This window comes from Streptomyces lunaelactis (assembly GCF_003054555.1).
Taxonomy (GTDB): domain Bacteria; phylum Actinomycetota; class Actinomycetes; order Streptomycetales; family Streptomycetaceae; genus Streptomyces; species Streptomyces lunaelactis.
In genome coordinates this window covers 314,884-338,844 of the sequence record NZ_CP026304.1, presented here as the reverse complement: position 1 = coordinate 338,844, position 23,961 = coordinate 314,884, and the positions used below count along the sequence as shown (strand labels likewise).

The window sequence follows — 23,961 nt, the reverse complement described above, 5'->3', positions numbered from 1 at the left end:
CCTGGGGCGCGGCCACGTGAGCGGTTCGGGTCTCTCACCCACCGCGCCGGCCGAGGCCACGGTGCGCCGGGTTCTGCAGCGCATCGACGGCGACGCCCTGGACGCCGCGATCGGCACCTGGCTCGCCGCCCGCGACCCCGACAGCCCGCCAGTCGCACCGAGCAAGCCCGAGCGGCCCCGCCGCTCGCTGGCGGTGGACGGCAAGACCGTGCGCGGCGCCCGCCGCGCGGACGGCACCCAGGTCCACCTGCTCGCCGCGATGACCGGCGCAGGCCTGGTCACCGCGCAGCGCGAGGTGGACTCCAAGACCAACGAGATCACCGTCTTTCGGCCCCTCCTTGCCCCGCTCGACTTGACCGACACCGTGGTCACCTTCGACGCGCTGCACTCCCAAGTCGCCCACGCCCGCTTCCTGGTGGAGGACAAGCAGGCCCCCGCTGCTGGGCAAGACCCGCGCCACCGCCCACGGCCGCGACGAGATCCGCCGCGTCAAGACCTGCACCGCCACCCGCGGCCTCGCCTTCCCCCACGCCGTGCAAGCTGTGCAGATCGTGCGCCGCCGCCGCATCGTCACCACCGGCAAGGTCGCTCTGGAACGCGTCTACGCGGTCACCGACCTGACGGCCGACCAGGCCGACGCTCCCGAGATCGCGCACCGCGTCCGCGAGCACTGGGGCATCGAGAACAAGATCCACCATGTGCGCGACACCTCGTGGGCCGAGGACGCCTCCCGCGTGCGCACCGGCACCTCACCCCGGGCCATGGCCGGCCTGCGTAACCTCGCCCTTGGAGCCCTCCGCCTCGCCGGACATATCAGCATCGCCGCTGGCCTCCGGCACCACGCGCGGGACGCCACCCGACCTCTGGCCACCCTCGGCATCACGTGATCAAACCGAACATCCCCCTGAGCGACGCGATCCTGGGGTCAGACTGTGGAGTCGGTGATAAGTCCCGGTCGAAGACGAAACGGAGGGCTGCCGTAGCACTGATTGGGCGATATCGGGAGCCGTCCCCGCGGCGGACCCAGATTGTCACCGCCCCCGTATACGGTGTGGCCGTCCGCATCATTCGAAATCTTGTTCAAGGGAGAGGCGAAGCCGTGGAACCCTGGTTCAAGGGCATCGGCCCCGTCACGTTGTTCATCGAAGATCTGGTGGAGACGAAGAAGTTCTACGAGGACATCTTCGGCCTGACGGCGGTCTTCGAGGACGCGGACTCGGTCGTTTTCAACTTCGGCAACACCCTGGTCAACCTGCTGAAGTCTTCCCAGGCCAGTGAACTGGTTGAGCCCTCGAAGGTCGCGGGGCTCGAGGCCGGCGTGCGCTTCCAGATCACGATCGAGGTGGAGGACGTGGACGCAGTGTGCGAGAAACTCGCGGAACGCGGTGTGAAGCTCCTCAACGGTCCCCAGGACCGGCCCTGGGGCATCCGGACCGCCGCCTTCGCCGACCCGTCGGGCCACGTCTGGGAGATCGCCAAGTAATGGCCAACACCGAGATGATGACGCTGTTGGGCTTCCTGAACGGCAAGCGCAAGCACGTCCTGGGCATCCTCGAGGGCCTCGATGACGAAGCGCTTCGGCGCCCGGTGCTTCCGTCCGGCTGGACCTGCCTGGGCCTCGTGCACCATCTCGCCCTGGACGACGAGAAGTTCTGGTTCCGCGCCGTCGCGGCGGGCGAGCAGGCCGCGATCGATGAGATCCTGGGCTCCGAGGACGACGCTTGGAAGCCTGCGCCGGAGAAGTCGGCACAGGAGATCTTCGCCTTGTACCGCAAAGAGAGCGAGCTCTCTGACGCGATCCTCGCCGGTGCCGACCCGGACGCGCCCACGCCCTGGTGGCCGGACTTCTTCGACGGCTGGCGCTACGACAACCTCCGCGATGTCGTCCTGCACGTCATCACCGAGACCGCGACCCACGCCGGGCACCTCGACGCCGTCCGGGAGCTCATCGACGGAAAACAGCGGCTCGTCATCACCTGACCGCCGCCACTCCTAGCCACAGAGCCGAGGCAGGCGAGTGTGAAACAGGCCCGCGGGGGAGCAGGGCCAAGGCCCGCGGGACAGAATCACTGAACGACGCCGCCCTGGCTCCGGGATGGATGTGCGTACGGAGCCGACCTGCGCAGAGGCTTCGTGTGGGTCAGCATCTACATATGGAGTACTTCTCCGTCGAGGGCTCGTGGTGGCTGCCAGGGATAGACGCTCCCGACATCCCTGGAACCCTCACGTTCGATTCCGGGGGCTTGACCCTGGTTCTGCGTGGTGGATCCTTGGAGCCTTCCGACGCAGCATTCGGGGAACCGTTCGCAGTGCCGGTCGTGCATGGCCGAACCGGCGATCGGCAGCAAGTATCCCTGCTCGACGCAGACGGCCTTGCCCTGGGTATAGGCCCAGCGGTGAGGGAAGCCGATTACCGGGTGGACCTCGCCCTACTGGGATGCCACGCAGAGGGCAATGCGATTGTCCAGGCCGAAGCCGAGTTCGACTACCTCGATGCCTGGCTCGCCCCGTCGCCCATCCGGGAAGACGGTGGCGGCCCTGATCTCATCACTGTCCGCCCGGGCCGTACTGAGTTGGCATTTGCTGCGGTGGACAATGACAACGTCCAGCTCGTCGCCCGGGTCTGTGGCAAATGGAACGACGCCAGCGTGCATCTCGACCGCAGTTGCGCGTTCTCCGTCGGCTGCGCCCAGCCCGTGCGGTGGCAGGAGATCATCAACCGGCGTATCCGCCCCTTCCATGACCTTCTGACTTTCACGCTCGGACGCCCTGTGCGGATGACGGGACTCCGGTTGAAGCCCGACAGCGCGAGTGGCTCAACCACAAGGGGCTGTGAAGCGTACTTCGCTGCCGTACAACCCGCGGCAGGTTCAGCCGTTCGCTCCGTGAAGGGGGCGAACGCGCCCACTCTTCTGACTGCCGCGTCCGCGCCTATGGGTCTTGGGACTCTCCTCGAGCGATGGTTCGCCCTATGGAATGAGCTGCAAGAAGAGATGGCCTTGCTACTCGCACCGGATTACGCCCCTTTCATGTACAGCGTGCACAAGTTCCTCTGTACCTTCCAATGCGCCGAGTCCCTTGCCAAGAAGCGGTTCGACACTCGGGAGCTCGACACAGGAATCTACACGGAGCGCAAGCGCGCCGTCGAAGAGGTCATCACAGACCTCGACCACGAGACCGTTGCTTGGGCGAAGAGAAAGCTCGAAAGGAACGACAAGCTCCTCAAAGACCTAATCACAGAGCTCGTCCGGTCGACCGGCGCTGTGGGAGACGCAGTTTTCGCTGCAGTTCCAGACTTCGCCGCCGCCGTCACCCGCGCCCGCGCCGGCAGGGCGCACGGAGGTTCGGGGGCGGAGGCTGTTGAGTTGGTTAATCTCCACTGGCTTAGCGAAATCCTGCGATGGGTCATCCGGTCACGGCTACTGGCAGAGCTCGTTTTGACCGACATCGAGCGTCGCGTTCTGGAGCGGGAGCCGTTCCGATTCGCGGTCGAACAGGTGCAGCGCTAGGGGGTGTCTATAACGTCGTCGGGGCATACGGGCAGGTAGCGGGGTGGTGGCGCACTTTCGGGGGCTGGGGTGTGCGGGTCGCGCGCCCGGGAGAAGCTGCGACCGCTGGTGCCAGCGGTGAAGCCTGGTGGACGACCGGCCAAGGACGCGCGGCGGGAGATCGTCTTGCGCCGACTCGTAAGAACAGCCCGCTAACGATCTTCTCAGACGCTCTAACAGCACGATGAGACCGCTGCCAGTAGCTGGGCGACGAGATGGACAATGGATATGAAGCACCACCACAACCCGTCTTTCGAACGGGAGACGGTCAGTCCGTCTTCAGCAGGTGTCGCACGCCCGCCACAAGCGCGACGCCCAGGATCCACCCCAAAGTGATGTACACCAGGGAAATGACGAGATAGAGCCAACCCCATCCGACGCCAAGGCTTGGCAGCCAATAGCTCACGAGCCACAAGTTCAGCACTGGCATTAGGAGCGCTAGCGGATAAAGCCAGAAAATATAGCAAGGGTAGTCTGTAGTGCAATTATCTGCGATATAGGGATGGCCTTTATCCGGCGAGGTTCGAGTAGCATGCATGATGCCCATATCTTGGGCGAAGTAGAATACTAGGATTCCTACCCCCCAGAGGCCGAGCACCCAAATGAAGGGCCTGTACAGTTTGTAGCCGTAGCCAGTCATTGCGCCGATAAAGAAATTCCACGCCCGGGCAGGGCCCGCTAGCTCTCCTCGCATCCTACTGTCCTTATGCGAAGAGATGATAACCCTTCTAGCATCTTCCTCCTGGCCGATTTTTCGATAGTGGGAAGCGAGCTGCTGCCAGGGGAGAGGCGAGAAATGCGCTGTCCATTTAAGCCAGTCCACGCGTTTTTTGCAGGGCTCCTCGGTCAAATTCACGTAGGTGAAACCTGTCAGGTCGTACTTCCCGCCCATCGACTCCCTTACCACCGCTCCTCTCGCTTCCTTCCAGGCTCTTGCCCTGACATTCCAACGCCATCGCTTGCCAGCACTCGCTTTGAGCCTCTTTTTTTCCTCCCTTACCTTCTTTTTGGCCTGCTTTCTCTCTTGCCTCCTCTTCTGATCTTCTGGCAACCCAGGCCAACTGCCTCGGTTGTCATCCAAGGAGGTCGCGTAGGCGAACCCAAGGTCCACCAAGCCAACACAACGTAGAGGTTTCCATGTAAACGTGCCACCAACACGCATGCCGACTGCCTGAAATGCCGTGCCGGGAGTGTTGCAGCTGAGGAACGCATCCTGGCAGTTCAGGTTGCGATCGATGGATGCTCCCGATAGGGAAACTCCGCCAATTACTGCGGCTCGGGTAAGCAGCGTATCGCCCTTGCCAACCATTCCGGCCAGGTCCAATGCAGGTTCCTCCGGAGATTTCCGGGTACAGAAGAAGCCTCGGACGCAGTCAAGTTGGCGGCCCACAGTCGCTCGCGCGAGCCGAACCTGTCCCATGGCCACAAATCTCTGCCGCGTTTTCCCGGAAATATCATTATCGATAATGTCCTCATTTAAGAATACGCTCCCCTCCGTAGTCATTCCGTCAGCGTTGAGAGCGATTCCGCTCGGGCGAATGAAGCGGCCTCCTGTGCAGTTGAGTTCCCTACCAATCGACGCGCCGACGAGTCGCACTTCGCCGTCCGCCAAGAATGTTCCGTTCAGGAAGACATCTCCTCTTACTGCAAGGTCGTCAGCGTTTAGTGCATAGTCAGCGAGTTCGCTGTGGAATTTCCCGCCTGTACAATTGAGTTGCGTTTCTAGTTGGGCTCCCACAAGACGCACCTCGCCATGTGCTTTAAAGCCACGATCGAGGTAAATATCGTTTGCCTCGATTCGCTCCACGTCCAGAGCTCGGCCTCGAAGATTGGCCTCGGTCGGTGGCGTGCGGTTGTCGAACGTTGCGTCTGTGCAACGCAACTCGTCTCCGAGTCGGGCTCCCACCAGGGTCACGGCTCCAGTCGCCTTAAAGCCCTCATCGAGAAAGATGTCCCCGGCGACATGGAGGCCATCCGCGCGCAGCGCACACCCACCGGAATTCACCAGTGTCGCACTGGTTGCCCTGAGCGACTCGGCGTGCGCCCACTGCAAATTGACCTCACCTCGGTTGAAGATGCTGCCTCTGAAGATGATCTCGCCACTGACATGGAGATGCCGTCCGTTCAGGCATACAAGGTCATGCGCAGTGATTTCTGTCGCCGCACAGTTAAGATCTCCGCCAATCTGTGAGGATTCGAGGTCGACGTCATGCAGGGTGCTGCCAGTCAGTTGGAGAGAGCCGCCGATTCGTGATCTCCCGAGCGAGATAGCTTCTGCTACCCTGCAGTCTCGAATCACCAGGTCACTCGTGCTGATCAACTCCTCGCCCAGGAGAGCCAAAAACGCAGTGTTGTCGAAGACGATCGCTTGTGTGGTACGCAGACGGGTGAGGTTGACCGCCTTATTGAACTCACATGCGGAGAAAATTACTTGTCGGCCGATGTTCCTGCCGCGCAGGTCCAACTCTTCAGTGATCAAGGCATTCCGGAGATGAACTGGGGCATCCGGTTGCTGGCCAGGGATCTGACCAGTACAGAACGCACGTACGTCCACAGCGGAGATCGTTCCCTTATCGGCAGCCGTTTGCAGATCTACTACCTCGCCGGTGGCGATGCGCCTGCGGATCTCCGCCTCGTTCATTTCTGCCTGTCACCTCATACCGGGCCTCGGCAGGCACCAACCACGCGTGCCGATGGCTGGCCACTGCTCTGTAGAAGGAGGGCCCCGGCCTCACGGGAGAGATGACCGAGCTTTCGATTGAGCGCTCAGCCGAACGTCCGCCGTCAGCCGATGACCCATCTATGCCTCCTCAACTGTGAGGATTTCACCTAGCGAAGCCGAGCAGGGGAAACTCACCTCATCGGAGCACAAGCCAGCGTGTCGACTCCGCAGCGATGACGGTGTCGACGACTGCCGATCGGTGCGGGACCGCGCGAGAGAGCTGGGTTGTCGACGGAGCGGACCCAGGGAAGCTCTGCAGGGAGAAATGCCAACGCCCCTCCTGCAGTCCCTGCGCGGCGTTCCGCGACCCTCCCAGCACCTGATGAAGGGGTCTCCAGCCGCCACTACGAAGGATGGACCGGGCTCCGTCACACAGAGTTACGGCAAACGAGGCGTTCACTGCTCGCACCAGCCATTCCTTCAGTCCATCCCAGCGCAGTGGACAACTCACTCAGGCCCCGTTGAACATGTCCACACCCGGATAATGGCCGGCATCTGTTCCGATCCCCACTTCGTACGCCGGTCTGCTTGGTCTTCTGTGTCCAACGACCTGGCACCGGACCGGTGGTGGCGTGCGGGCACTGCCGGCGGCCTGGCTATTGCGATCATCGCAAGAAGTTGCGATGATCGCATCATGCATCAGATTCTCGAACTCGCCGCCGTGATCAACCCGATGCCCGCGCCGGGCAGCGTGAGGCCGGACGACTTCTTCGACGACGCGTGCGAACAGGTTGAGCAGCAGCGCAAGGACTACGCCGACAACCTCGAAGCCGTCAGCTTCGGCATGGAAGCCGATCCGCTCATCCTGGCCCTCGAACAGGCCCGGGCGGAGAAGACAGCGGCCGACGCCCGCATCCGCCGACTCCTCGCCTACGCCCGGGAGTTCCACGCATCCCGCCGCTACCCCCTCCACGAACTCGCCCAGGCCTCCGGCTACACGAACTCGGGGGTGCGCACCGCGTACACGGACGAGGTGGTCAGCCTGGTGAAGAGCCAGGTCAACCGGGATCCCAGGCGCGCGGCCGAGACCGCCGCCGACGAGGAGCAGTTGTGAACGGCAGCCCTCAGCCCCGGGGCGACAGATCGCACCAGGCGTTCACGCGAGGCCGCCTGCCGCAGAACTCTCATCTCCCGCCCTACCGACTCCTCGCGGACGACCTGCGGCGACAGATCCTCGACGGTCACCTCAAGCCCGGCGAACAACTGCCGCCCTCACGGGCCCTGCAGGATCAGTACCGGATTGCCAATATGACCGCCCGGTCCGCGGTGCGGATCCTGCGCGACGAAGGACTCGTCTACACAACGCACGGGCGGGGGTCGTTCGTCGCGGATCCCCTTCCCGCCCGGCCCGTTCCCGACCACACGCACCCGCACAGGAGGGATCCGGCACCCCGTATGCCCACGCAGGAGTACACCGAACTGTCCTGCCGCATCCAAGAGATCGCGGACCGGCAGAACACGCTGCTGCGCTATCTGCGGCAGGCGGGCAGCACCGACCGGCTTCATCCACACCTTGCCTGAACCAGAGGCGCCTCAGCGCTCGGCCGAGTGTGTGAAGGGACCCGCCGCAGCGCTTCAGAAGCTGTGCCAACGGTCTCCCACACGAAGCAAAAGATCGCCGTCGGGAGTCCCCCACTGCGACACTAGCCACGGTTCGAGTCATAGCCCCACCGAGCCCGACCGTCCTTGCCCATGAAGCATTTGGCGGGACGTCCATCCCCGGCAATGCCGAGAGCGCCGACAGGGGAGCATGCATATCCGAACTGGATGCCCATCTGGCCGTCGAAGTCCTGGTCGCCCGTCCCGCCGTTGTCATCTGGCTCCGCCTCTTCCTCTGTCTCCGGGGCGACGGGTTCTTCTGCTTCCTCCGTCTCTGAGGCGTCAGGTGGAGTAACAGACTCGGTCGCCGCTGCGGTGGGCCCTGACTCGGACGACAGCGAAGGTGCAGGCGACACAGCAGGCGGCGCGGTCTCATCCTGGTTCGATGGCTCGCTCTGTCCGAAAACCCCGGCTGCAACGAAGTAGACCACCGCCAGAGCGGTGACCAGCCAGACCGCGGCTGACACGCCACCGGTGCGGACACTCTCCGTGCGCGGAGTACGGACACCAGCCAGCACACTGCCGCCCAGCATCAACGTCAGCAGCACCATCCAGATGGCAACGCCGTTCCCCCCGCTGTAGCTGTAAGCCATCGCGCAGATCACCGTCACGAAGAAGACCGCCGCAAGGACGGCATCAGCGAAAGAACGCTGACGCACCGCCGTCCAGGCAAAAGGCGCCCAGGAGAAAATCCCTACCGACACCAGCGGCACAAGCACCCGGCCAACACAGCGACGTGCATAGCCCGGTATCGGCACACCTGTCAGCGGCGGCAGTGTAGACACGTTTCTCCCCGAGATCACTGCGGTCGGGGCGCGCTCCCCGCCAGCGCTTTTGCGCGTCAATGTAACGATGGCAGCAGACTTCTCACATGTCAGACGCCCATCTGTTACCCAACGAAGGACCCCGGCCACCGGGCGGTCCTGGTCCACCGGCTGGAACCTCCGCCGGGCGGCCCTGCCGCGCCCCATCGGAGATTTCACCGGCACCTCATGGCCCACGCCCCGCCAAAGGGCGCCCCGGCTACTCGTCCTCGTTCCAACCGCCGGCTTCGCATCCCGCGATCCTCCCGGGGCAGCCCGGCGGCGGCCAGAGAGAACTCATCGGCCCGATCAGCCCCGGCGGATAGACGTACATGCGGTCGCCGGCCTGCCGGATCGCCTCCAAGGAGCGGCGCATGTGCCGCTGTAAATGTCGTCGGGCTCGGCAGAGTCCACATCGGCCTCCGACGCCCACAGAGGGTCCCCTGCGCGACTAGCCTCCAACCCGGCGCCGCGGCGCCGGGTCCGCTCCGCCCGCGCCCAGGGATGGTCGGACAGCAGCCACTCACCTTCCAGCGGGTCGGCCAGGTCCAGGCAGGACAAGTCCGGCGCCGGGCCCCACTCGTGCAGCGGAGGTCCCTCGCCGGCATGCACGTCATCGGGATCGTTCAGGGTACTCATGGGTTCCAGTGTGACGGCACGCGCAGAGCGGGCTTCGTAGGACTCGGTTCGCTCTGCTGATGCGCGCGCTCCTGCAGGGGGCGCGGAGCTACCGGTGGCCCGACGTGAACGGCCCGGCAGGCTGGGGGAGTCCACCTGTCCAAGGCGTGCCCGGGCGGATGACCTGTTCCAGATGTCGTACGCTGCGCTCGGCCTCGCTGCGCACCTGTGAGGGAATACCGCCGAGCTCCGTGACGAGCTGGTCGTAGATCGGCGCTTCCTGCCACACCGTCAATCAGTCCTCTCGAATTGAGTGCCGCTCCCGCTGGTCCGGAAGCGGCTGCCGAGTGTAGGCCGGATCGACAAGCCCTGAGGTCTGTGGCCGAAGCGCGGACGACGCCAGAGCCACGACCAGTGGCCCACCTTCGAGTTCCTCGCCTCCGCACGCGAACCACCGGGACTGACCGGTACCGCCGAGCCACGGTGGCCTGGGCCGAGGGCAACGAGCCCCACTCCTGTTCTCTGGCCCGGCCCCACCCGGCGCAAAGCGCCTCCTCCGCAGGACGGTGTCAGAAGCTGTGTCACATCCTCTTTCTGCAGGTCATGGCATTGTGAGGCGTGGTCATAATCTTCTCTGCCGTTCGGCTGGGCGTCGATGGACGGGCAGTCGAATGCCAGCAGGTGGGCTTTCAGGCTGCTGTCGCGAGGGTGGGGGGCAGTGGGCGTCACGTACTCCGTCTGCCCCGGCGCATCTTGGCGATGCGGTGCCATAGTCCGCCTCTCTCGGCTGCGGGCGGCAGAGCGCGGGTGATTTCGGTCAGCGCCGCGGTCTCCTCGGTATTCTCACCGAGCCGTGCTGCTAGTGCCATCGCCTGTGCGTGGAGTTCGCGAGCCTCCTCGGTGTGCCCGACGGCGACGAAAGCGAGCCCGAGCCGTGCGAGGGCGTCGCAAAGGGCGTGCTCGTGCGTGACTGGGTCCTCGGCCGCGAGCCGCCGGAAGACCTCGACGCCCTCTTTGGCCTGTACGACGGCTTCTTCGAGGTGGCCGGTCGCCAGCAGCTGGGTGCTGAGATGGATCAGCAGATCGGCGAAGTCCTTCTCAAAGGCACCGGGTGCCGACAGGGCCTGCTGTCTGCGGATCTCCAAGGCCTCCCGCGCCGGGGCCACCCCATCCGCGTGGCGCCCGAGGTCCGTGAGCGCCAGGCTGAGATTGTGCAGGGCTCCCGCAAGCTCCACACCAGGATCCGTAAGGTCGCCGTCCTTGGTCCAGCGGCGACCGATGGTGATGGCCTCCTCGGCGACCACCCTGCACTTTTCCGGATCGCTTTCTTGATTGGCCAAGTTGGCGAGGGCCCGCCCCAGATCAGACTCGAATTCCGATTCCTCCTCAGCGAGCGCACGAAATCGCCGGATGGCCTCTTGGGTGACGGCCACCGCCTCCGCCTTGCGCCCGGCAAGGTTCAGGGTCACGCCGAGGTTGTTCTCCAAGCCGGCCACGATCCATACGGAGCCCAGATGCGCAGCGGCGGCCAGGGCCGCCTTCCCCACGGTGACGCCGTCGTCGAAGTACCGCCATAGGCGGAGCCGCCGCGAAAGACGGAACGCGATGCCCACCACGATCTCGGGGTGGCTCTCCGAAAAAGCCTCCGTTGCGGCAGTGAGGTTTGCACGTTCAGCCCTCAGCCAGTCAAGCGCCTCCCCCCGGCTCTGGAACCGCCCGCCGCTCTGATCCTCAGGTGAGTCCTTCAGCAACGTGGTCGCGGCTGCGAGGGTGGTCTCATAGTGCTCCAACAGCCGTTCGACCGGCTCAGCGACCACGCCGACGTCGTCCTGCTCCGCCAGCTCCGCCGCGTACAGCCGGATCAGGTCGTGCATCCGCCACCGCCCGGAGCCCACTGGCTGCTCTCTCAGCAGTGCCGTACGGGCCAGGCCCGCAAGGAGGCTCCTGACCGGGCGCCCGATCAGCGCTCCTGCCGAGTCGGTGGCCACATCGGGGCCGGGATTGAAGGCCAGCAGCCGGAAGAGAAGGGCTTGTTCGGGGTCCAAGCGGCGGTAGGAGCCTTCAAAGGCGGCCCGCACAGCCAGCGAGTGGCCGCCGTCGTCGTAGCGCAGGGCTCCCGTCGGCCGCGGGCGTCCTCCAGTTCGGCGGCCAGGGCGGCAGGAGAGAAACCTGGGTCTCCGGTCAGTCGGGCCGCGGCGATCTCCAGGGCGAGCGGGAGCCTGCCGCAGTGCCGTACGACCTCGTCCAGCGCTTCCGGCGCGAGCGAGGGCCGGGGGTCGTCCGGGCGGGCGAGGGTCAGCCTGTCGCAGATGAGTTCGCGGGCCGGGTCCGGGGCGAGTTCGCCGAGACTGAGCTGGCGGGCTTGGAGCGCTGTCAGGATGTGCCGGGAGGTCACGAGCACTCGGTGTTCCCTGCGGGCCGGGATGAGCGGTTCGACCTGGGCCGCCGTGGAGGCGTTGTCCGCCACCAGCAGCACGCGTCGGCCCTGGTCGGCCATGCGGGCCAGCTCGGAGCGGTAGACGGCCGCCTGCTCGTCCGTCGTGGGGGGCAGGTTCTCGTCCCGTACGCCGAGTGCCCTCAGCAGCTCGGCGAGTGCCCTGGCCGCCCGTGACCTGGCCTTCGGGGTCGTAGCCGCGGAGGTTCACGAACAGGACCCCGCCGGGGTACCAGTTGCGTACGACCGCTGCCTCGTGGGCGACATGGAGAGCGAGTGCGGTCTTGCCGATCCCCGCGAGTCCGGAGACGGCCGAGACCACAACTGCCGCGGGGCCCTGCCCTTCGGGATCGAGGAGTTCCAGCAGTTGTGCGGCCTCGACCGTGCGGCCGACGAGATGCGCGGGTGCGGCGGGCAGGGCGGCCGTGGCCCGCGGTACGGGGCCGGTGCCCGCGTCGGTGAGGTTGTACAGGTTTCCCATAATCTGCTGCACGTGGCTCGCGCCCTCGGCGCTAGCGTGCTGCCTCGGCTGTGTTTCCCCCGCCATCCCGCTACCGCCCGCCGGTCTGCTGATCGCCGCCGATCTGCGTAATGCGTGCAGTGCCCGACGATTCGGCCTGCTGCTCCACATCACCAGAGGGCGCGGAGGCCGTGCCACCTCGGCTGCCGCCGATCTGTGTGGTCCGTGAGGCCTCCGTCGCCGTCGCCCGCTGGACCACCACCCGGCCGCCGCCCCGCGTCTCGCGCCCGGCCCACCAGCCGAGCGGCGCGCCGACCGCACCTGCGGCGACCGTCGCGAACGCGGCGGCGACCGCCCAGCGTTCAGCCTCCGCACGCGGCAGCCAGCCGGAGAACACCGATCCGGCCAGCCACAGACCGACTCCGAAGGCCACGACCGGTGCCATCACAGCCACTGCCCACCGACCTGTTCGCGCCACAGCGGAACTCCCCTCGTGGTCCCCGTGGTTCAAGCGTTCCAGGCTCAGGCCGCCGTGGGAACACGGCACAGGCCCCCGGTTCTCCTCGCGAAACTCCGGGGCCCTGCCCTCGCGTCAGCGGCTACGCGCTCAGGAGTCGTTGTCTTTCCGGTCATGACCGTTGGGTTTCCGCTGGTCAGGAGTGAACTCGGCGTTGGTGCGGGAGCGTTGGGGCGTCGGGTTACTTCTTGATCGGTGGGGGTGGCTGGTGCCGTCGGTGCTGGGTCTGCTGGAGGCGAAGGAGTCGGCCGCGCGGGAGGCGGTCGAACGGGCGCGGGAGGAAGCCGCAAGGATCGCGGCCGTGCTCGAAGAGGCCGAGCGAGTACTCGAACGGCTGGTCATCGCCCGTGAAGCGGTGGTGGAGGTGCTGGCCGAGCCGGGTGGTCGGGCTGTGGACGTGGTGAAGGAGGCCGTGGTGGCCGCCGCGGTGACGGGATCACCGGTTCCCCGTCAGAGCGGGCAGCTGGCCAGGGCCGTCCTCGCGCCGGAATACCAGCGGGTCATCTCGGTGCTGGAGACCGAGGCCGCGGCGGGCCGGGACAAGGTGCGGGCCAGGGAACTCGCGGCGGCTCTGGGACTGGAAGCGGTGCCCGCGAAGATCGAGGGAGTGCGTTCGCGTGCGAAACGCCTGGCCGAGCGCGGGTGGATTGCCCGGCACCAGTCCGGGGAGTTCAGCATCCTGACGGTATGACGGTGCGGTTCAGGCTGCCAAAGACATCGCCGTCGTGGTCGCATGGGTGCGGCGGGCGAGGCGGCGGCTCATGAGCATGGCCATCGACCACAGGATCATGGACTCGCTGGTCGCGGGCAGCGTCTCGTAGTCGCGGACCAGCCGACGCGAACGCATCAGCCAGCTCAGTGACCTCTCGACCACCCACCGCCTCGGCAGCACCACGAAGCGCGGCTCGTCACTCCGCTTGACGATCTCCAGGACGATGTGGAGTTTCTCCCTCGCCCAGTCGACGAGCATGCCGGTGTAGCCGCCGTCCGCCCAGATCAGACGGAGCGAGCGGTGCGCGATGTGCACCCGCTCCAGCAGCGGCACGGCGGCTTCGCGGTCGCCGACGATCGCGGCGGTCACCGCGACCACCAGCAGCAGGCCGAGGCAGTCCGTGATGACGTGCCGTTTGCGGCCCGGCACCTTCTTCCCGCCGTCAAAGCCGCGTGAGGCAGCGGGCACCGAACTGGCCGCCCGCACCGACTGCGAGTCGATGATCCCCGCCGTCGGCTCGGCCGCCCGGCCCTCGCTGACGCGAACCCTGGCCCGCAGCCGGTCGTGGAACTCCACGTCCAGGCCCTGGTGGCGCCAGCGGCGGAAGAATGCGTAAACCCGGTCCCAGGGCGGGAAGTCGGCAGGAACCGAGCGCCACTTGACGCCGTTGTCGACGACATAGCGCACCGCGTCGAGCATCTGCCGGTGGCAGTAGCCCTCCGGCCGCCCGCCCCGGCCCTCCAGCCAGGCCGGCACCGGCAGCAGCACCCGAACCTCGGCCCACTCCGCGTCCGTCATATCCGACGGATAACACCGCACCCGATCCGGCTGATCCGCCGCGTTCCCGTACGCGTGCGCGAGGCAATCGCACGACACGACGGGCGAGTTGAACTCCGGGCCCTCAACCGCATACAACTGCGACAAGCAGGGCCTCCTGGCGATCGGTGAGACTTCAACACCTTCCGAATCGCCACGAGGCCCTGTCCTCATGCATGAGCCACCCCAAGATCATTCGATCAGGACCCTTGTTCGATCCCCAAGCTCGATGACCGGTATGAATACGGCTTCTGAGATTCCGCCCGTGATGTCGCATGGCGGCTGGGCTTCTGACCTGGGGTCATTGCCGACCGCCAGACGACACCACGCGGAGATCATCAGTAACCCTGGCGTGTCCGGGCCCTGCGGCAGGTTGCGACCCTCGGCCGTCCGCAGGACGACCGCTACGCGCATCGTCAACCTTGACGGCGGGGAGCTTGATGCGGTTGCGATCCTCGGCCGCCCCGAAGGACGACCGCCACCACACGGTCCACACCGTGTCGCCCGGTGCGGCGAGCCGATTGCGATCCTCGGTCGCCCCAGAGGCGACCGCCACCCCTGACTTGTGGCTGCGTGCGGTCTCGTGCGCTGCTGTTGCGATCCTCGATCGCCCCGAAAGGCGACCGCCAAATGTGATGCTGGGAGGCGGCTGGCCGGGAAATCAGTGGTTGCGATCCTCGGCCGTCCCGGAGGACGACCGCCACTTGCCGATCTCGACGCAATGCAGGTAGCTGCGGTGGTTGCGATCCTCTGTCGCCCCGGAAGGCGACCGCCACGCGCAGCTCCCGCGCGCAGTGCTTCTTTCAGGTCGAGTTGCGACCCTCGGTTGCCCGCGGAAGGCGACCGACACCAGTCTTCTGAGCCTGCAGGGCCCCGGCGATACCGACGTTGCGATCCTCGGTCACCCCGGGAGGGAACCACCACGGCACGAAGGCCGTGCTGCTGCTGGCACTGTCCACGCTGTTGCGATTCTCGATCGCCCGGAAGCGCGACCGCCACGGCTACCGCTGGTGCTGCGCTTACGGCTATCGGTGTCCAATTGCGATCCTCGGCCACCCCGGAAGGCGACCGCCGCGCTGGCCCGTGTGACCCAGAAGGCCGGGGAGACGGCGTTGCGATCCTCGGTCGCCCCGAAGGATAACCGCCACGTTCACGTACCAGGGTTAAGGAACTCTTCGATCTCGTTGCGATCCTCAGTGGCCCGCAGCGACCGCCATGATCAACCCGAACACCTCCGCTGGGTCGCGAAGCTGTTGCGATCCTTTTCGCCCTGGAAGGCGATCGCCACGTACTACACGATGTGGTGGGGCGAAACGGACCCGTTGCGACCCTCGGTCGTCCGGGAAGGGGACCGCCACTTCTAGACCTTGGCAACAAACCCGTCCATGTCGCCGTTGCGATCCTCGGTCACCCCAGAAGACGACCGCCACGGGCCGACCGTAGAGCCGGTCTGTGCGGAAGTGGTTGCGATCCTCGGTCACCCCAGAGGACAACCGCCAAGTTCCTGGTGGATGAGCAGCCGTCCCTCCATTTTGCGGTTGCGATTCTCGGCCGTCCCGGAAGACGACCGCCACTGGACATGCGCCGCTCGAACTGGCCGAATTGTTCTTCGTTGCGATTCTCGGCCGCCCCGAAGGACGGCTGCCATGCGTAGGCCGTGTTGATCAGCGTTGTCGGCGCAGAGGTTGCGATCCTCGGCCGCCCCCGGAGAACGACCGCCACATGCAGGAGTTTCGGCTTGCAAGCCTAGACGTCGGGGTTGCGGTTCTCGATCGCCCCGAGAGGCGACCGCCACTTCAAGTCGACAGACCTGAAGGTCACGGCTGCGGCGTTGCCATCCTCGAACGCCCCCGAAGGCGACCGCCACACCGGCAGCGCCGGCACGCACACGATGACCACGGTGTTGCGATCCTCGGTCGCCCCCCAGAGGCAACCGCCACACGCAGGCGTTTCGGCTCGTAAGCGTAGACGTCGGGGTTGCGATCCTCGGTCGCCCCGAAGGGCGACCGCCACCTCGGTGGTCTGGTTCATACCGGTGTCGCTGCCGACGTTGCGATCCTCGATCGCCCCGGAAGACGACCGCCACCTTCAAATCGCCGTTGTCGTCGATCTCCCGACGCGGTTGCGATCTTCGGCGGCCCCGAAGGGCGACCGCCACCACGTCGTGGCCATCGGCTCCGAAGGCCGCCTGAAGTTGCGATCCTCGGACACCCCAGAAGGCGACCGCCGCTCCCGGCCCATCACATGGGAGACCAGAGTGTCGATGTTGCGATCCTCGATCGCCCCGGAGGGTGACCGCCGCCCGCTCGATGAAGCGAAGGGTGGTCTGGTCGTTTTGGTTGCGATCCTCGGTCGCCCCGCAGGGCGACCGCCATACGTTGACCACGGGTCGTGTCGCGATCCTCGGTCGCCCCGAAAGGCGACCCGGCCACGATCGAGTCGACGATCGCGTGCCGGGGCGTCCGGGGTGTTGCGATCCTCGGCCTCCCCGGAGAACGACCACCACCAGGACCGAGGCCGTCACCAGCCGGTCGAGAATCTGGTTGCGATCCTCGGTCACCCCGAAGGGCGACCGCTACCGACTCTGCCACGACCAGCGGCAGGTTGCGATCCTCGGCCGCGAGAGAGGGCGGCCGCCATTGCCGTTGGCCGTGATGATGACCGTCGGGTCCAGCTGGTTGCGATCCTCGGTCGCCCGCGGAAGGCGACCGACACCAGTCTTCTGAGCCTGCAGGGCCCCGGCGATACCGACGTTGCGATCCTCGGCCGCCTCGAAAGGCGACCGCCACGCCGCTTTCCAGGTCCGGGTCGACCGCCATGATGCAGTTGCGATCCTCGGTCGCCCTGGAGGGCGACCGCCACATCGGCGCGGCCTTCGCCAGCTCGTCCAGCCACGTCACGTTGCGGTCCTCGGTCACCCCGGAAGGCGACTGCCACTCGCCGTCCGCAGGATGGAGGTAGCGCACTCGCGGCAGTTGCGATCCTCGATCGCCCCACAGGGCGACCGCCACTTCGAGAGCTGATCCACCGTCCACGCGGCTCCTTTGGCATTGCGACCCTCGGTCGCCCCTGAGGGTGACCGCCACTTCGAGCCCGTGTTGCGCACCGCATATGAGCCCTGGTTGCGATCCTCGGTAGCCCGGAAGGCGACCGCCGCAGCCTGGGCACCACCGCTCGTGACAGCGGTCAGTTCGTTGCGATCCTCTGCCGTCCCGCAGGGCGACCGCCACGTCCTCCCACACCTCAATCGGTCCGTCTTCATCGTGGTTGCGATCCTCGGTCGTCACGGAGGACGACCGCTACTTGGGCGGCGGCGGCGCCTGCGGGGCGCATGACGGCGCTGCGATTCTCGGCAGTCCTGGCAGACGACTTCAACTGATGTCTCCCCGAGGATTCGGCGAATCTTCTAGCCGATGACCTTGGTCAGGGTGATGCCGTCGGGGAGGTCGTTGTCATCCGGGATGTCGACTTGGTATTCGTCGAAGGTGCGGACGGCTGAAGTGCCGGTTGCCTTGATGTGGATGCGGTCGAGGAGCTGGTGCGCGGGGGCTTTGCCGTAGGCGTCGTCGTGGGTGAAGACGTACAGGCCGCGCAGGGTGAGTTCGCCGCGGGCGGAGGCCCTGTCGTGTTCGAACATGAGGGTGAAGGCGCGCCAGAAGGTTTCGAGGTCGGCTTCGGTGACGCCTGTGCGGGTGGCGAGGGGTGCGGAGAAGTGGCCGGTGCCGAGGTAGAGGCCGTAGGGGACGATGTGCTTGTTGCCCATTTCGGTGGCCTTGCCCTTGTCGACGTCGGCCTGGGTTGTCGGGGTGACTCGGGTGATGGCGATTTCTTGTACGAGGACTGGGTCGATGGTGCGGGAGAAGGTGAGCTGCATGGGGCCTTGGACGCGGCCGGCGGTCTTGCGTCCCTCGCCCTTTTTGGCTTCTTTGCCGGTGGTCATGACGGCGCCGAACATGCGTACGTCGTAGAAGTTGGAGCACATCCAGGTTCGGGCGTCGGTTTCGGTGGCTGCTCCGCCTTCGTGGTAGGCGCGTTCGTGCTGGGCGTTGAGGGCGACTCCGGATTCCACGTAGATCTCGTAGCCGGGTGTTCCTTCTTTGAGGAGGGTGACGGTGTTGCGGATCTTCCTTTTGAGGGCGACGTCGGTGACGAGGCCTTGTCCGGTGACGCTGTCGGTGCGGGGCATGCCGCCGGCGTCGGGATCACCGTTGGGGTTTCCGTCGCGTACGTCGAACAGGAAGGCGAAGTCGTGCTTCTTGGTCGGGTCGAGGTGCGGGTTGGTCATGGTGTGCTCCTGCGATGTGGGTGTCAGGCGGCGGTGTCGTCGGTGTCCTGGGTGGTGGTCTCGGTGTCGTTGGCGAGGGCGAGGGTGGCGGCTTCGTCGTCCGTGAGGCGTTTGCCGACTGCTTGGGCCTCGGCGTAGATGCGGGCCTGGGCGAAGTCGTCGGCCCGCTGGTGCTCGTAGCCCAGGACGAATGAGGCCTGCTGGGGCAGGGTCAGGGCGGTGGGGATCTCGTTGTCGAGCAGGCCGAACAGGTCACCGAGGCGGCGCTCGAGGGCGGTCGCGATGGTGGGCTTGCGGCGGCGGATCTGGCCGAGGTGGTTGTTGGCGCCGGCGCGCAGGTTCGGCAGGATTGTGCCGGGGCTGGTCATCATGACCGCGAAGAACTTGTCGCGGATGGTGGCGTTGACCTTGCGGTCGGCGGTGCGCCCGGCTGTGTACTGGATGGCTTCGAGTGCGGCGAACAGGCGTCCGCAGACGTAGCCGGGGTTGGTGTTGTCGCGGTTGAGACCGGGCATGGCGGATTCCTCGGACTGGTGGGTGCGGGTGAGGGCGAGTCGCAGTAGCGCGGTGCGGGCGGGGTCGCTGTGGCGGTCGGCCCGGATGCGTTGCAGCAGCCGCGGCAGGATCCAGGCTGGCGGGGGAGTGCCGTGGAGGGCCGCGGTGTAGAGGGCGGCTTCCAGACCGTGGGGGATGGTGGCGACGACGTATTTGTCGGTGCGTTTGTCCCAGCGGGCCCCGGCCAGGGATAGGCGCCAGACGGAGTAGAAGCGGTCCTCGCCCTTCCAGCCGTCAAAGGTGCGGTGATCGTCGAACCAGTGCCCCAGGCGTACTTCAAGGTCCTTCAGCGGCACGTCGATCCAGTCCCTGACCACGGTCCGCCCGGCGTTCATGCCCAGGGTGAGGGCGTGGAACTGGTTGGTGTCGGCGTGCTTGAGGGCTGCCTTGCCGGCTTTTGGCCTGTGGGCTGCTTCCATGAGGCGCAGGACGGTCTCCGGCTGGGGGTTGTCCAGCGGTTCCAGCGGTCCGGTGGCGACTGGTTCCCGGGTCCACCAGACGGTGGCGAAGTCGGGGCCCTTGTGCCGGTGGGCGGGGTCGGACAGCAGGGAGTTGAGCGCATTGACGGCCGAGGAGCCGCACGGCTCGCAGACCGGGGTGGAGCCCAGTCCGCTGGTGATGCTGGCGCGGCCCTGCGCGGCGGTGTTGACGGAGACCAGTGCGGTGCCGTTGACGTCGTTGCCCGGCGGGATGCTGCCCTTCTTGATGGTGTCGGGGAAGGCGTCCAGGAGTGTGCGCTCCTGTCCGCACACCAGGCAGCACCCGGTTCGGCCTTTGCGGCCTTTCAGTGCGCGTACGCGGTCGGCCCAGAAGGCGGTGGCGGAATTCAGCTCATGCGCCCACTGTCCGTTGTGGACGAGGGCGACCAGGTCCCCGGAGGTGATGTCGTCCGGCAGCGGATATTTCTTGCGCAGGAATTCCAGGACCGCGGAGGCCACCGGGTCGTCGGGCACTGCGGCCGCCCACTCACTCACCAGGCCTGAGAAGGCGGCGTGGTAGGTCGCTGCCTTGGCCGCGTCCTTCTCGGTGACTTCGCCTGTCGTCGGATCCTGGCGGGGGACGCCGAGGACGTACTCCGCGCTGTCCGCGAGCAGGTAGGGCGTGACTGCGCTGGTGCGGTGCATGTGGGGAACCGGCCGGATGATGCCCGTCGGCTGCTTCTCCCCCCGGGGCACCCGGGGCGGGCGGACCATGTCGATCGAGACGACGCCGTCCGGGAACAGGGTGATGGCCCAGACGATCTGCTTGTGCCGGTAGTAGGCCGGCGGCGCGTCCGGGCGCTGCCGGTCGTAGGCGGCGAGCTGGTCAAGGAGCATGTCATGCTCCCCTGCGCCAGGTCCCCGAGGGCATGGCGACCTCGTTCGGCCCCAGCGGGTCGGTGACCTCGATGACGCCGCTGATCATGCTGGCGCGGAAGAACCGGTATCGCTCGCCCTGGTCCGTGTACTGGATGGAGTGAAGCATCACCCCGAGTTCCTCGTCCCGTTTGATCGGCTGACCGGGCACTGGTGCGGAGCCGACCGGGCCGAACGAGGCGGAGAACTCGCGGGTGCCGAGAAACGGCTGGCTGAAGCACGCCCCGCGCTCCACGCGGCGCCGCAGCTGCTCGCGGTACTTCGCCTCCGGGCCGTCGGCGTGCTTCTTGAGACGGACCTGGGCGTGCACACGGTAGGCGACATTCCGTAACGCCATGGTGGCCCGCTGGTCCCGGTCCCGCTCCACGTCGTAGCGGAGGGTGCGGTCAGCCTGCAGCTTGCGGACCTGATCCGGATTGACTACGGACTTGACCTCGTTGCGGCGTACGGCCGTCCACTCGATGGGGGCGAGGACCTCGATCTGCGTGATCTGGTATTCGAACTCGGGCTTCCAGAAAATCGCCTGCAGCACCCCGTTGAGTGCAGAGGGCGTGGCGACCGGGTAACTCACCCGCTCCACCTTCAGCTCCGGACGCGTGAAGCAGGCCAGCGGACCCCACACCTCGACAGCCAGAGGCGGATGCGGGAAAGCAGGACTAGCCACGGATGTACTCCCCTCCAAGAATGGGTTTGCGAACTGCGTGATGCGGCACGCCCCCACCCGCATTGCGGGGTGGGGTGCCGTGCAGGAAATCCTCGGCCGCCTTCGAAGGCGGACCGCCAGCTGCTACCACCGCGATCTCGGTGGAGGCTCCATTGCGAAACTCAGCCCGCGCACAGGCGGACTGCCGGGCCCGACATATCTCAGTCGAGGCTCCAAAGAACGTACACCTCAGGGAGTTCACCAAAGGGCAACTCCCTCTGTTTTCAGGGAACATGAGGACAGATTGGCAGGCACCACTGACAATGCCCCCAAGTTCCTGCCTCGCTGGGAAGCACGATCCCGGTGAGCTGCGCGTTTTTAGGCTGGCGGCTCGATACCGCGCCGGGGGTGGTACGGGCCGGCCCACTCGATAAGCTCGCCCGCGATCGTCCCGGCGCGCCCTTCGAGAAGGGCGGTGTCGGCCTCCTTGCGGGGGATGCTCGCGGTGTGCGGCTGCAGGATGCGCAGTGTCTCGACCCCTGCTGGCTCGCCGCTGCGCAGGAGGTCCACGGCGGCGCGGACCGTCTCGCGCTCGTCAGGCGGAAGATCCGGTCGGAGGACGACCACCGTGGCCATCCGGTCATCGATCATCTGGAACTCTCCTGCGACAGCTGGGAAGTTGAGGTCCGTGCGGAGCTTCTCGATCGGCTCGCCCAGGCCGCCCGTGGAGTCCGTGGTGCTCGCTCCGGCCCGTGAGCGGTAGCGGGCCTTGTAGTAGGCGGCGAGCGCGCCGAGATCGTCGGGGTCGGCGGCACGGGGTCCGAAGCGCCCTCGCGCTTCTCCCAGCGCGCGCCGGTACTCGTCGGAAAAGGGCTGGCCGGCGTCGGTGGCGGAGAAGACGACAGTGGTACCGAAGGGCAGACGGCCGTTCCTGTTGCAGCGGCCGGCGGCTTGCTGAATCGACTCCGGCAGGGTCCACGCCCGGTACACCCGGGGAAAGTCGAGATCAACGCCAGCTTCGATCAGAGAGGTGGACACCACCTGTACATCGTGGCCGTCCGCGAGCTGCTCCCTGATCTTCTCGATCGTCTCGCGGCGATGGCCAGCGGTCATGCGGGTGGACAGATGAAACGCCCGATGGCCGAGTGACCGGTGCACCGCATTGGCGTCTTTGGTGGTGTTCACGATCACCAGCACCTGGCGATGCCGGGCTGCATCCGCGGCGACGCCGGCCAACGTGACGCCTCTTCGCCACTCGTAGCGGACACGCCGCAGCGTGTTGAACAGCGGCCCGGGGTCATCGACTACGGACCGCTGCGGCAGGCCGGCGAACGCGCTGATGGCCCAGAACTCCGGCTGCGTCGCCGACGACAGCAGCACGGTCACACCGAAGCGCTCAACAAGAGTGCGCAGTGCCGAGAGGATCGGAACCAGAAGATGATCAGGGAGAGCCTGCACCTCATCCAGCACGATGACCGACCCGGCCAGGCGGTGCAACTTCCGCATCCGCGACGGGGTGCGGGCGAACAGCGACTCGAAGAGCTGAACGGTCGTGGTGATGACGAAAGGGGCATCCCAGTTCTCCGCAGCAAGCCTGGCCCAGCCATGCCCGAGGTCCGCTGAGCTCTGGTGCTCCAGTACGTCCGGCAGCCCGCGCTCGGGGTCGAGCATCCGGCGGTAGTCGGCGGCGTTCTGCTCAGTGATGGAAACGAACGGCACCGCGACGATGACACGGCGGTGCCCATGCTTCTGGGCGTGCCGCAGAGCGAACCCGGCCGCCGCATACGTCTTACCGCCGCCGGTCGGGATGTGGAGGCGATAGATGTCCGGATCCCCCTCCCCGGCCAGCAGCGCCTGCTGGTAGATGTCCTCCCGCACGGCATCGAGGGGCGTGGATCTGCGGCGCGCCAGGGATGCCTTGCGCCGCTGCTCGAACCGCTCGGCGAGCGCATCCATGTCGGCGTCCGCGCGCAGGCGCACCGGTCGGCCGGAGAAGTGCGCCGCCGTGTCCAGGAAGTCGGCGTCCACCAAGGCCGAATACGTCATGCGGATCAGAAGTTCCAGATCCGCTACCGACCCATCGGCCACCCAGCCGGGAAGCGCCACAGGTGCCGTGCGCAAAACCTCCGGAACCACGGCGGACACCTTGGTTATGGCCTCATCGACGTACGCGGGCAAATCCTTCTGCAGGCCGCGCACCACCAGGCGCAGGTCCTCCTTGGCCGGCAGCCCGCCGTGATGCCCCTCGATGACACCGGAGAACTCCCACGGCATCACCCGGGCGGCCAGGTATACCCCTGCGGCCTTGTGGTCGACGCCTACACGTCCGCCCGTCAACTCGGCACGGCACAGTCCCTGCTGCCACGCGCAGTACCCCTTACCCACGTCATGTACCAGGCCGAGGTACCCAGCTAGCTCTCCGGTACCGAACATGTCAGCAAAATGGCGCGCGAGCGCGGCCGTACCCCGCAGGTGATCAGTCAGTGCATGACGCTGGCCCCGTCGATTGGCACTATGGCCGAACAGATCGTCACTCATGCGTCCGCAGCGTAGAGTTAGGCACTGACAACCACGGGTGACCTTCGCCTCACAGGCGGCAGGCGAGGATCGCAGCTCCAGATCGATGCGTCCAAGGAGCCGTGTACGCCATTGACAAGATCATGGAGCGGCGGTTGTTCTCTGGGACCGGCCGAGGATCGCAACCGCGGTGGATTACGTCGGTCCTTCAGCCACCCATACATGGCAGTCGTCCTCAGGGACGGCCGGGGATCGCAACTTGTACTGGTCGCTGCCATGAGCCGGGCGGTACTGCGGAGCGTCGGCGGCCCTGAGACGTGGCGTAGACGAAGTGGCCTGCATCCGCCCTGTCAGCAGGGGGGATCCCTCATAGCCGA

16 protein-coding genes and 1 pseudogene are annotated in these 23,961 nt (G+C 66.3%); 7 read left to right on the top strand and 10 right to left on the bottom strand.

The genetic code is table 11. From position 1 onward, the window contains the following. Positions 1 to 16 precede the first annotated feature (16 nt). The 4 genes and pseudogenes from SLUN_RS42240 (at position 17) to SLUN_RS01485 (ending at position 3,509) form a co-directional block, all read left to right on the top strand. A pseudogene (locus SLUN_RS42240) lies at positions 17 to 887 on the top strand (ISAs1 family transposase). 212 nt (positions 888 to 1,099) lie between these two features. Next, positions 1,100 to 1,483 (top strand): VOC family protein, encoded by a 384-nt coding sequence (locus tag SLUN_RS01495; RefSeq protein WP_108146813.1) that lies wholly within the window; start codon positions 1,100 to 1,102, stop codon positions 1,481 to 1,483. Then, positions 1,483 to 1,980 carry a DinB family protein gene (locus SLUN_RS01490; RefSeq protein ID WP_108146812.1) on the top strand — a complete coding sequence of 166 codons (498 nt, stop codon included), beginning with the start codon at positions 1,483 to 1,485 and terminating at the stop codon, positions 1,978 to 1,980. Before SLUN_RS01495 ends, SLUN_RS01490 begins: the two co-directional genes overlap by 1 nt. Positions 1,981 to 2,153: 173 nt before the next feature. Further along, on the top strand, positions 2,154 to 3,509 hold the full coding sequence (locus SLUN_RS01485; protein WP_108146811.1) for an ApeA N-terminal domain 1-containing protein: 1,356 nt from the start codon (positions 2,154 to 2,156) through the stop codon (positions 3,507 to 3,509). A 307-nt stretch (positions 3,510 to 3,816) separates the two neighbouring features. On the opposite strand, the gene SLUN_RS39205 is transcribed toward SLUN_RS01485, so the two are convergent. Further along, positions 3,817 to 6,189, bottom strand: coding sequence for a hypothetical protein (locus SLUN_RS39205; protein WP_159100134.1), 2,373 nt, complete (start codon positions 6,187 to 6,189; stop codon positions 3,817 to 3,819). A gap of 715 nt (positions 6,190 to 6,904) precedes the next feature. Between SLUN_RS39205 and SLUN_RS01475 the strand changes: the two genes are divergently transcribed. Together SLUN_RS01475 and SLUN_RS01470 are read left to right on the top strand one after the other, a co-directional pair. Further along, entirely contained in the window at positions 6,905 to 7,324 is a 420-nt protein-coding gene (locus tag SLUN_RS01475) for a hypothetical protein (RefSeq protein WP_108146809.1), read from the top strand. Continuing rightward, positions 7,321 to 7,791: a GntR family transcriptional regulator gene (locus tag SLUN_RS01470; protein ID WP_108146808.1), complete on the top strand. Its 471-nt coding sequence runs from the start codon at positions 7,321 to 7,323 to the stop codon at positions 7,789 to 7,791. Before SLUN_RS01475 ends, SLUN_RS01470 begins: the two co-directional genes overlap by 4 nt. A 122-nt stretch (positions 7,792 to 7,913) precedes the next feature. On the opposite strand, the gene SLUN_RS01465 is transcribed toward SLUN_RS01470, so the two are convergent. The 4 genes from SLUN_RS01465 to SLUN_RS01450 form a co-directional block, all read right to left on the bottom strand. Continuing rightward, positions 7,914 to 8,654 carry a hypothetical protein gene (locus SLUN_RS01465; protein ID WP_159100133.1) on the bottom strand — a complete coding sequence of 247 codons (741 nt, stop codon included), beginning with the start codon at positions 8,652 to 8,654 and terminating at the stop codon, positions 7,914 to 7,916. Positions 8,655 to 10,015: 1,361 nt separating this feature from the next. After that, a complete protein-coding gene (locus SLUN_RS39200; protein ID WP_159100132.1) occupies positions 10,016 to 11,164 on the bottom strand; it encodes a tetratricopeptide repeat protein in 1,149 nt (382 codons plus the stop codon). An 86-nt stretch (positions 11,165 to 11,250) separates the two neighbouring features. Further along, positions 11,251 to 11,787, bottom strand: a complete 537-nt coding sequence (locus tag SLUN_RS39195) for a hypothetical protein (protein WP_159100131.1) — start codon at positions 11,785 to 11,787, stop codon at positions 11,251 to 11,253. Between the two features lie 488 nt (positions 11,788 to 12,275). After that, positions 12,276 to 12,629, bottom strand: coding sequence for a hypothetical protein (locus SLUN_RS01450; protein WP_159100130.1), 354 nt, complete (start codon positions 12,627 to 12,629; stop codon positions 12,276 to 12,278). 280 nt (positions 12,630 to 12,909) lie between these two features. On the opposite strand from SLUN_RS01450, the gene SLUN_RS01445 reads away from it, so the two are divergent. Then, positions 12,910 to 13,392: a hypothetical protein gene (locus SLUN_RS01445; RefSeq protein ID WP_159100129.1), complete on the top strand. Its 483-nt coding sequence runs from the start codon at positions 12,910 to 12,912 to the stop codon at positions 13,390 to 13,392. Positions 13,393 to 13,401: 9 nt separating this feature from the next. Here the strand turns inward: SLUN_RS01445 and SLUN_RS01440 are convergent, their stop codons facing one another. From SLUN_RS01440 to SLUN_RS01420, 5 genes are all read right to left on the bottom strand, one after another. Then, entirely contained in the window at positions 13,402 to 14,211 is an 810-nt protein-coding gene (locus tag SLUN_RS01440) for an IS5 family transposase (RefSeq protein WP_108146802.1), read from the bottom strand. A 3,424-nt stretch (positions 14,212 to 17,635) separates the two neighbouring features. Further along, entirely contained in the window at positions 17,636 to 18,514 is an 879-nt protein-coding gene (gene cas7c / locus SLUN_RS01435; protein WP_108146801.1) for a type I-C CRISPR-associated protein Cas7/Csd2, read from the bottom strand. A 23-nt stretch (positions 18,515 to 18,537) separates the two neighbouring features. Further along, complete coding sequence (gene cas8c, locus SLUN_RS01430) at positions 18,538 to 20,385, bottom strand: type I-C CRISPR-associated protein Cas8c/Csd1 (RefSeq protein WP_108146800.1); 1,848 nt, start codon at positions 20,383 to 20,385, stop codon at positions 18,538 to 18,540. A 1-nt stretch (position 20,386) separates the two neighbouring features. Further along, the gene (gene cas5c, locus SLUN_RS01425; protein WP_257153619.1) at positions 20,387 to 21,088 is read right to left on the bottom strand and encodes a type I-C CRISPR-associated protein Cas5c; all 702 of its coding nucleotides are present in this window, start codon (positions 21,086 to 21,088) and stop codon (positions 20,387 to 20,389) included. A 357-nt stretch (positions 21,089 to 21,445) separates the two neighbouring features. Continuing rightward, positions 21,446 to 23,605 carry a CRISPR-associated endonuclease Cas3'' gene (locus tag SLUN_RS01420; RefSeq protein WP_108146798.1) on the bottom strand — a complete coding sequence of 720 codons (2,160 nt, stop codon included), beginning with the start codon at positions 23,603 to 23,605 and terminating at the stop codon, positions 21,446 to 21,448. Positions 23,606 to 23,961 lie beyond the last annotated feature (356 nt).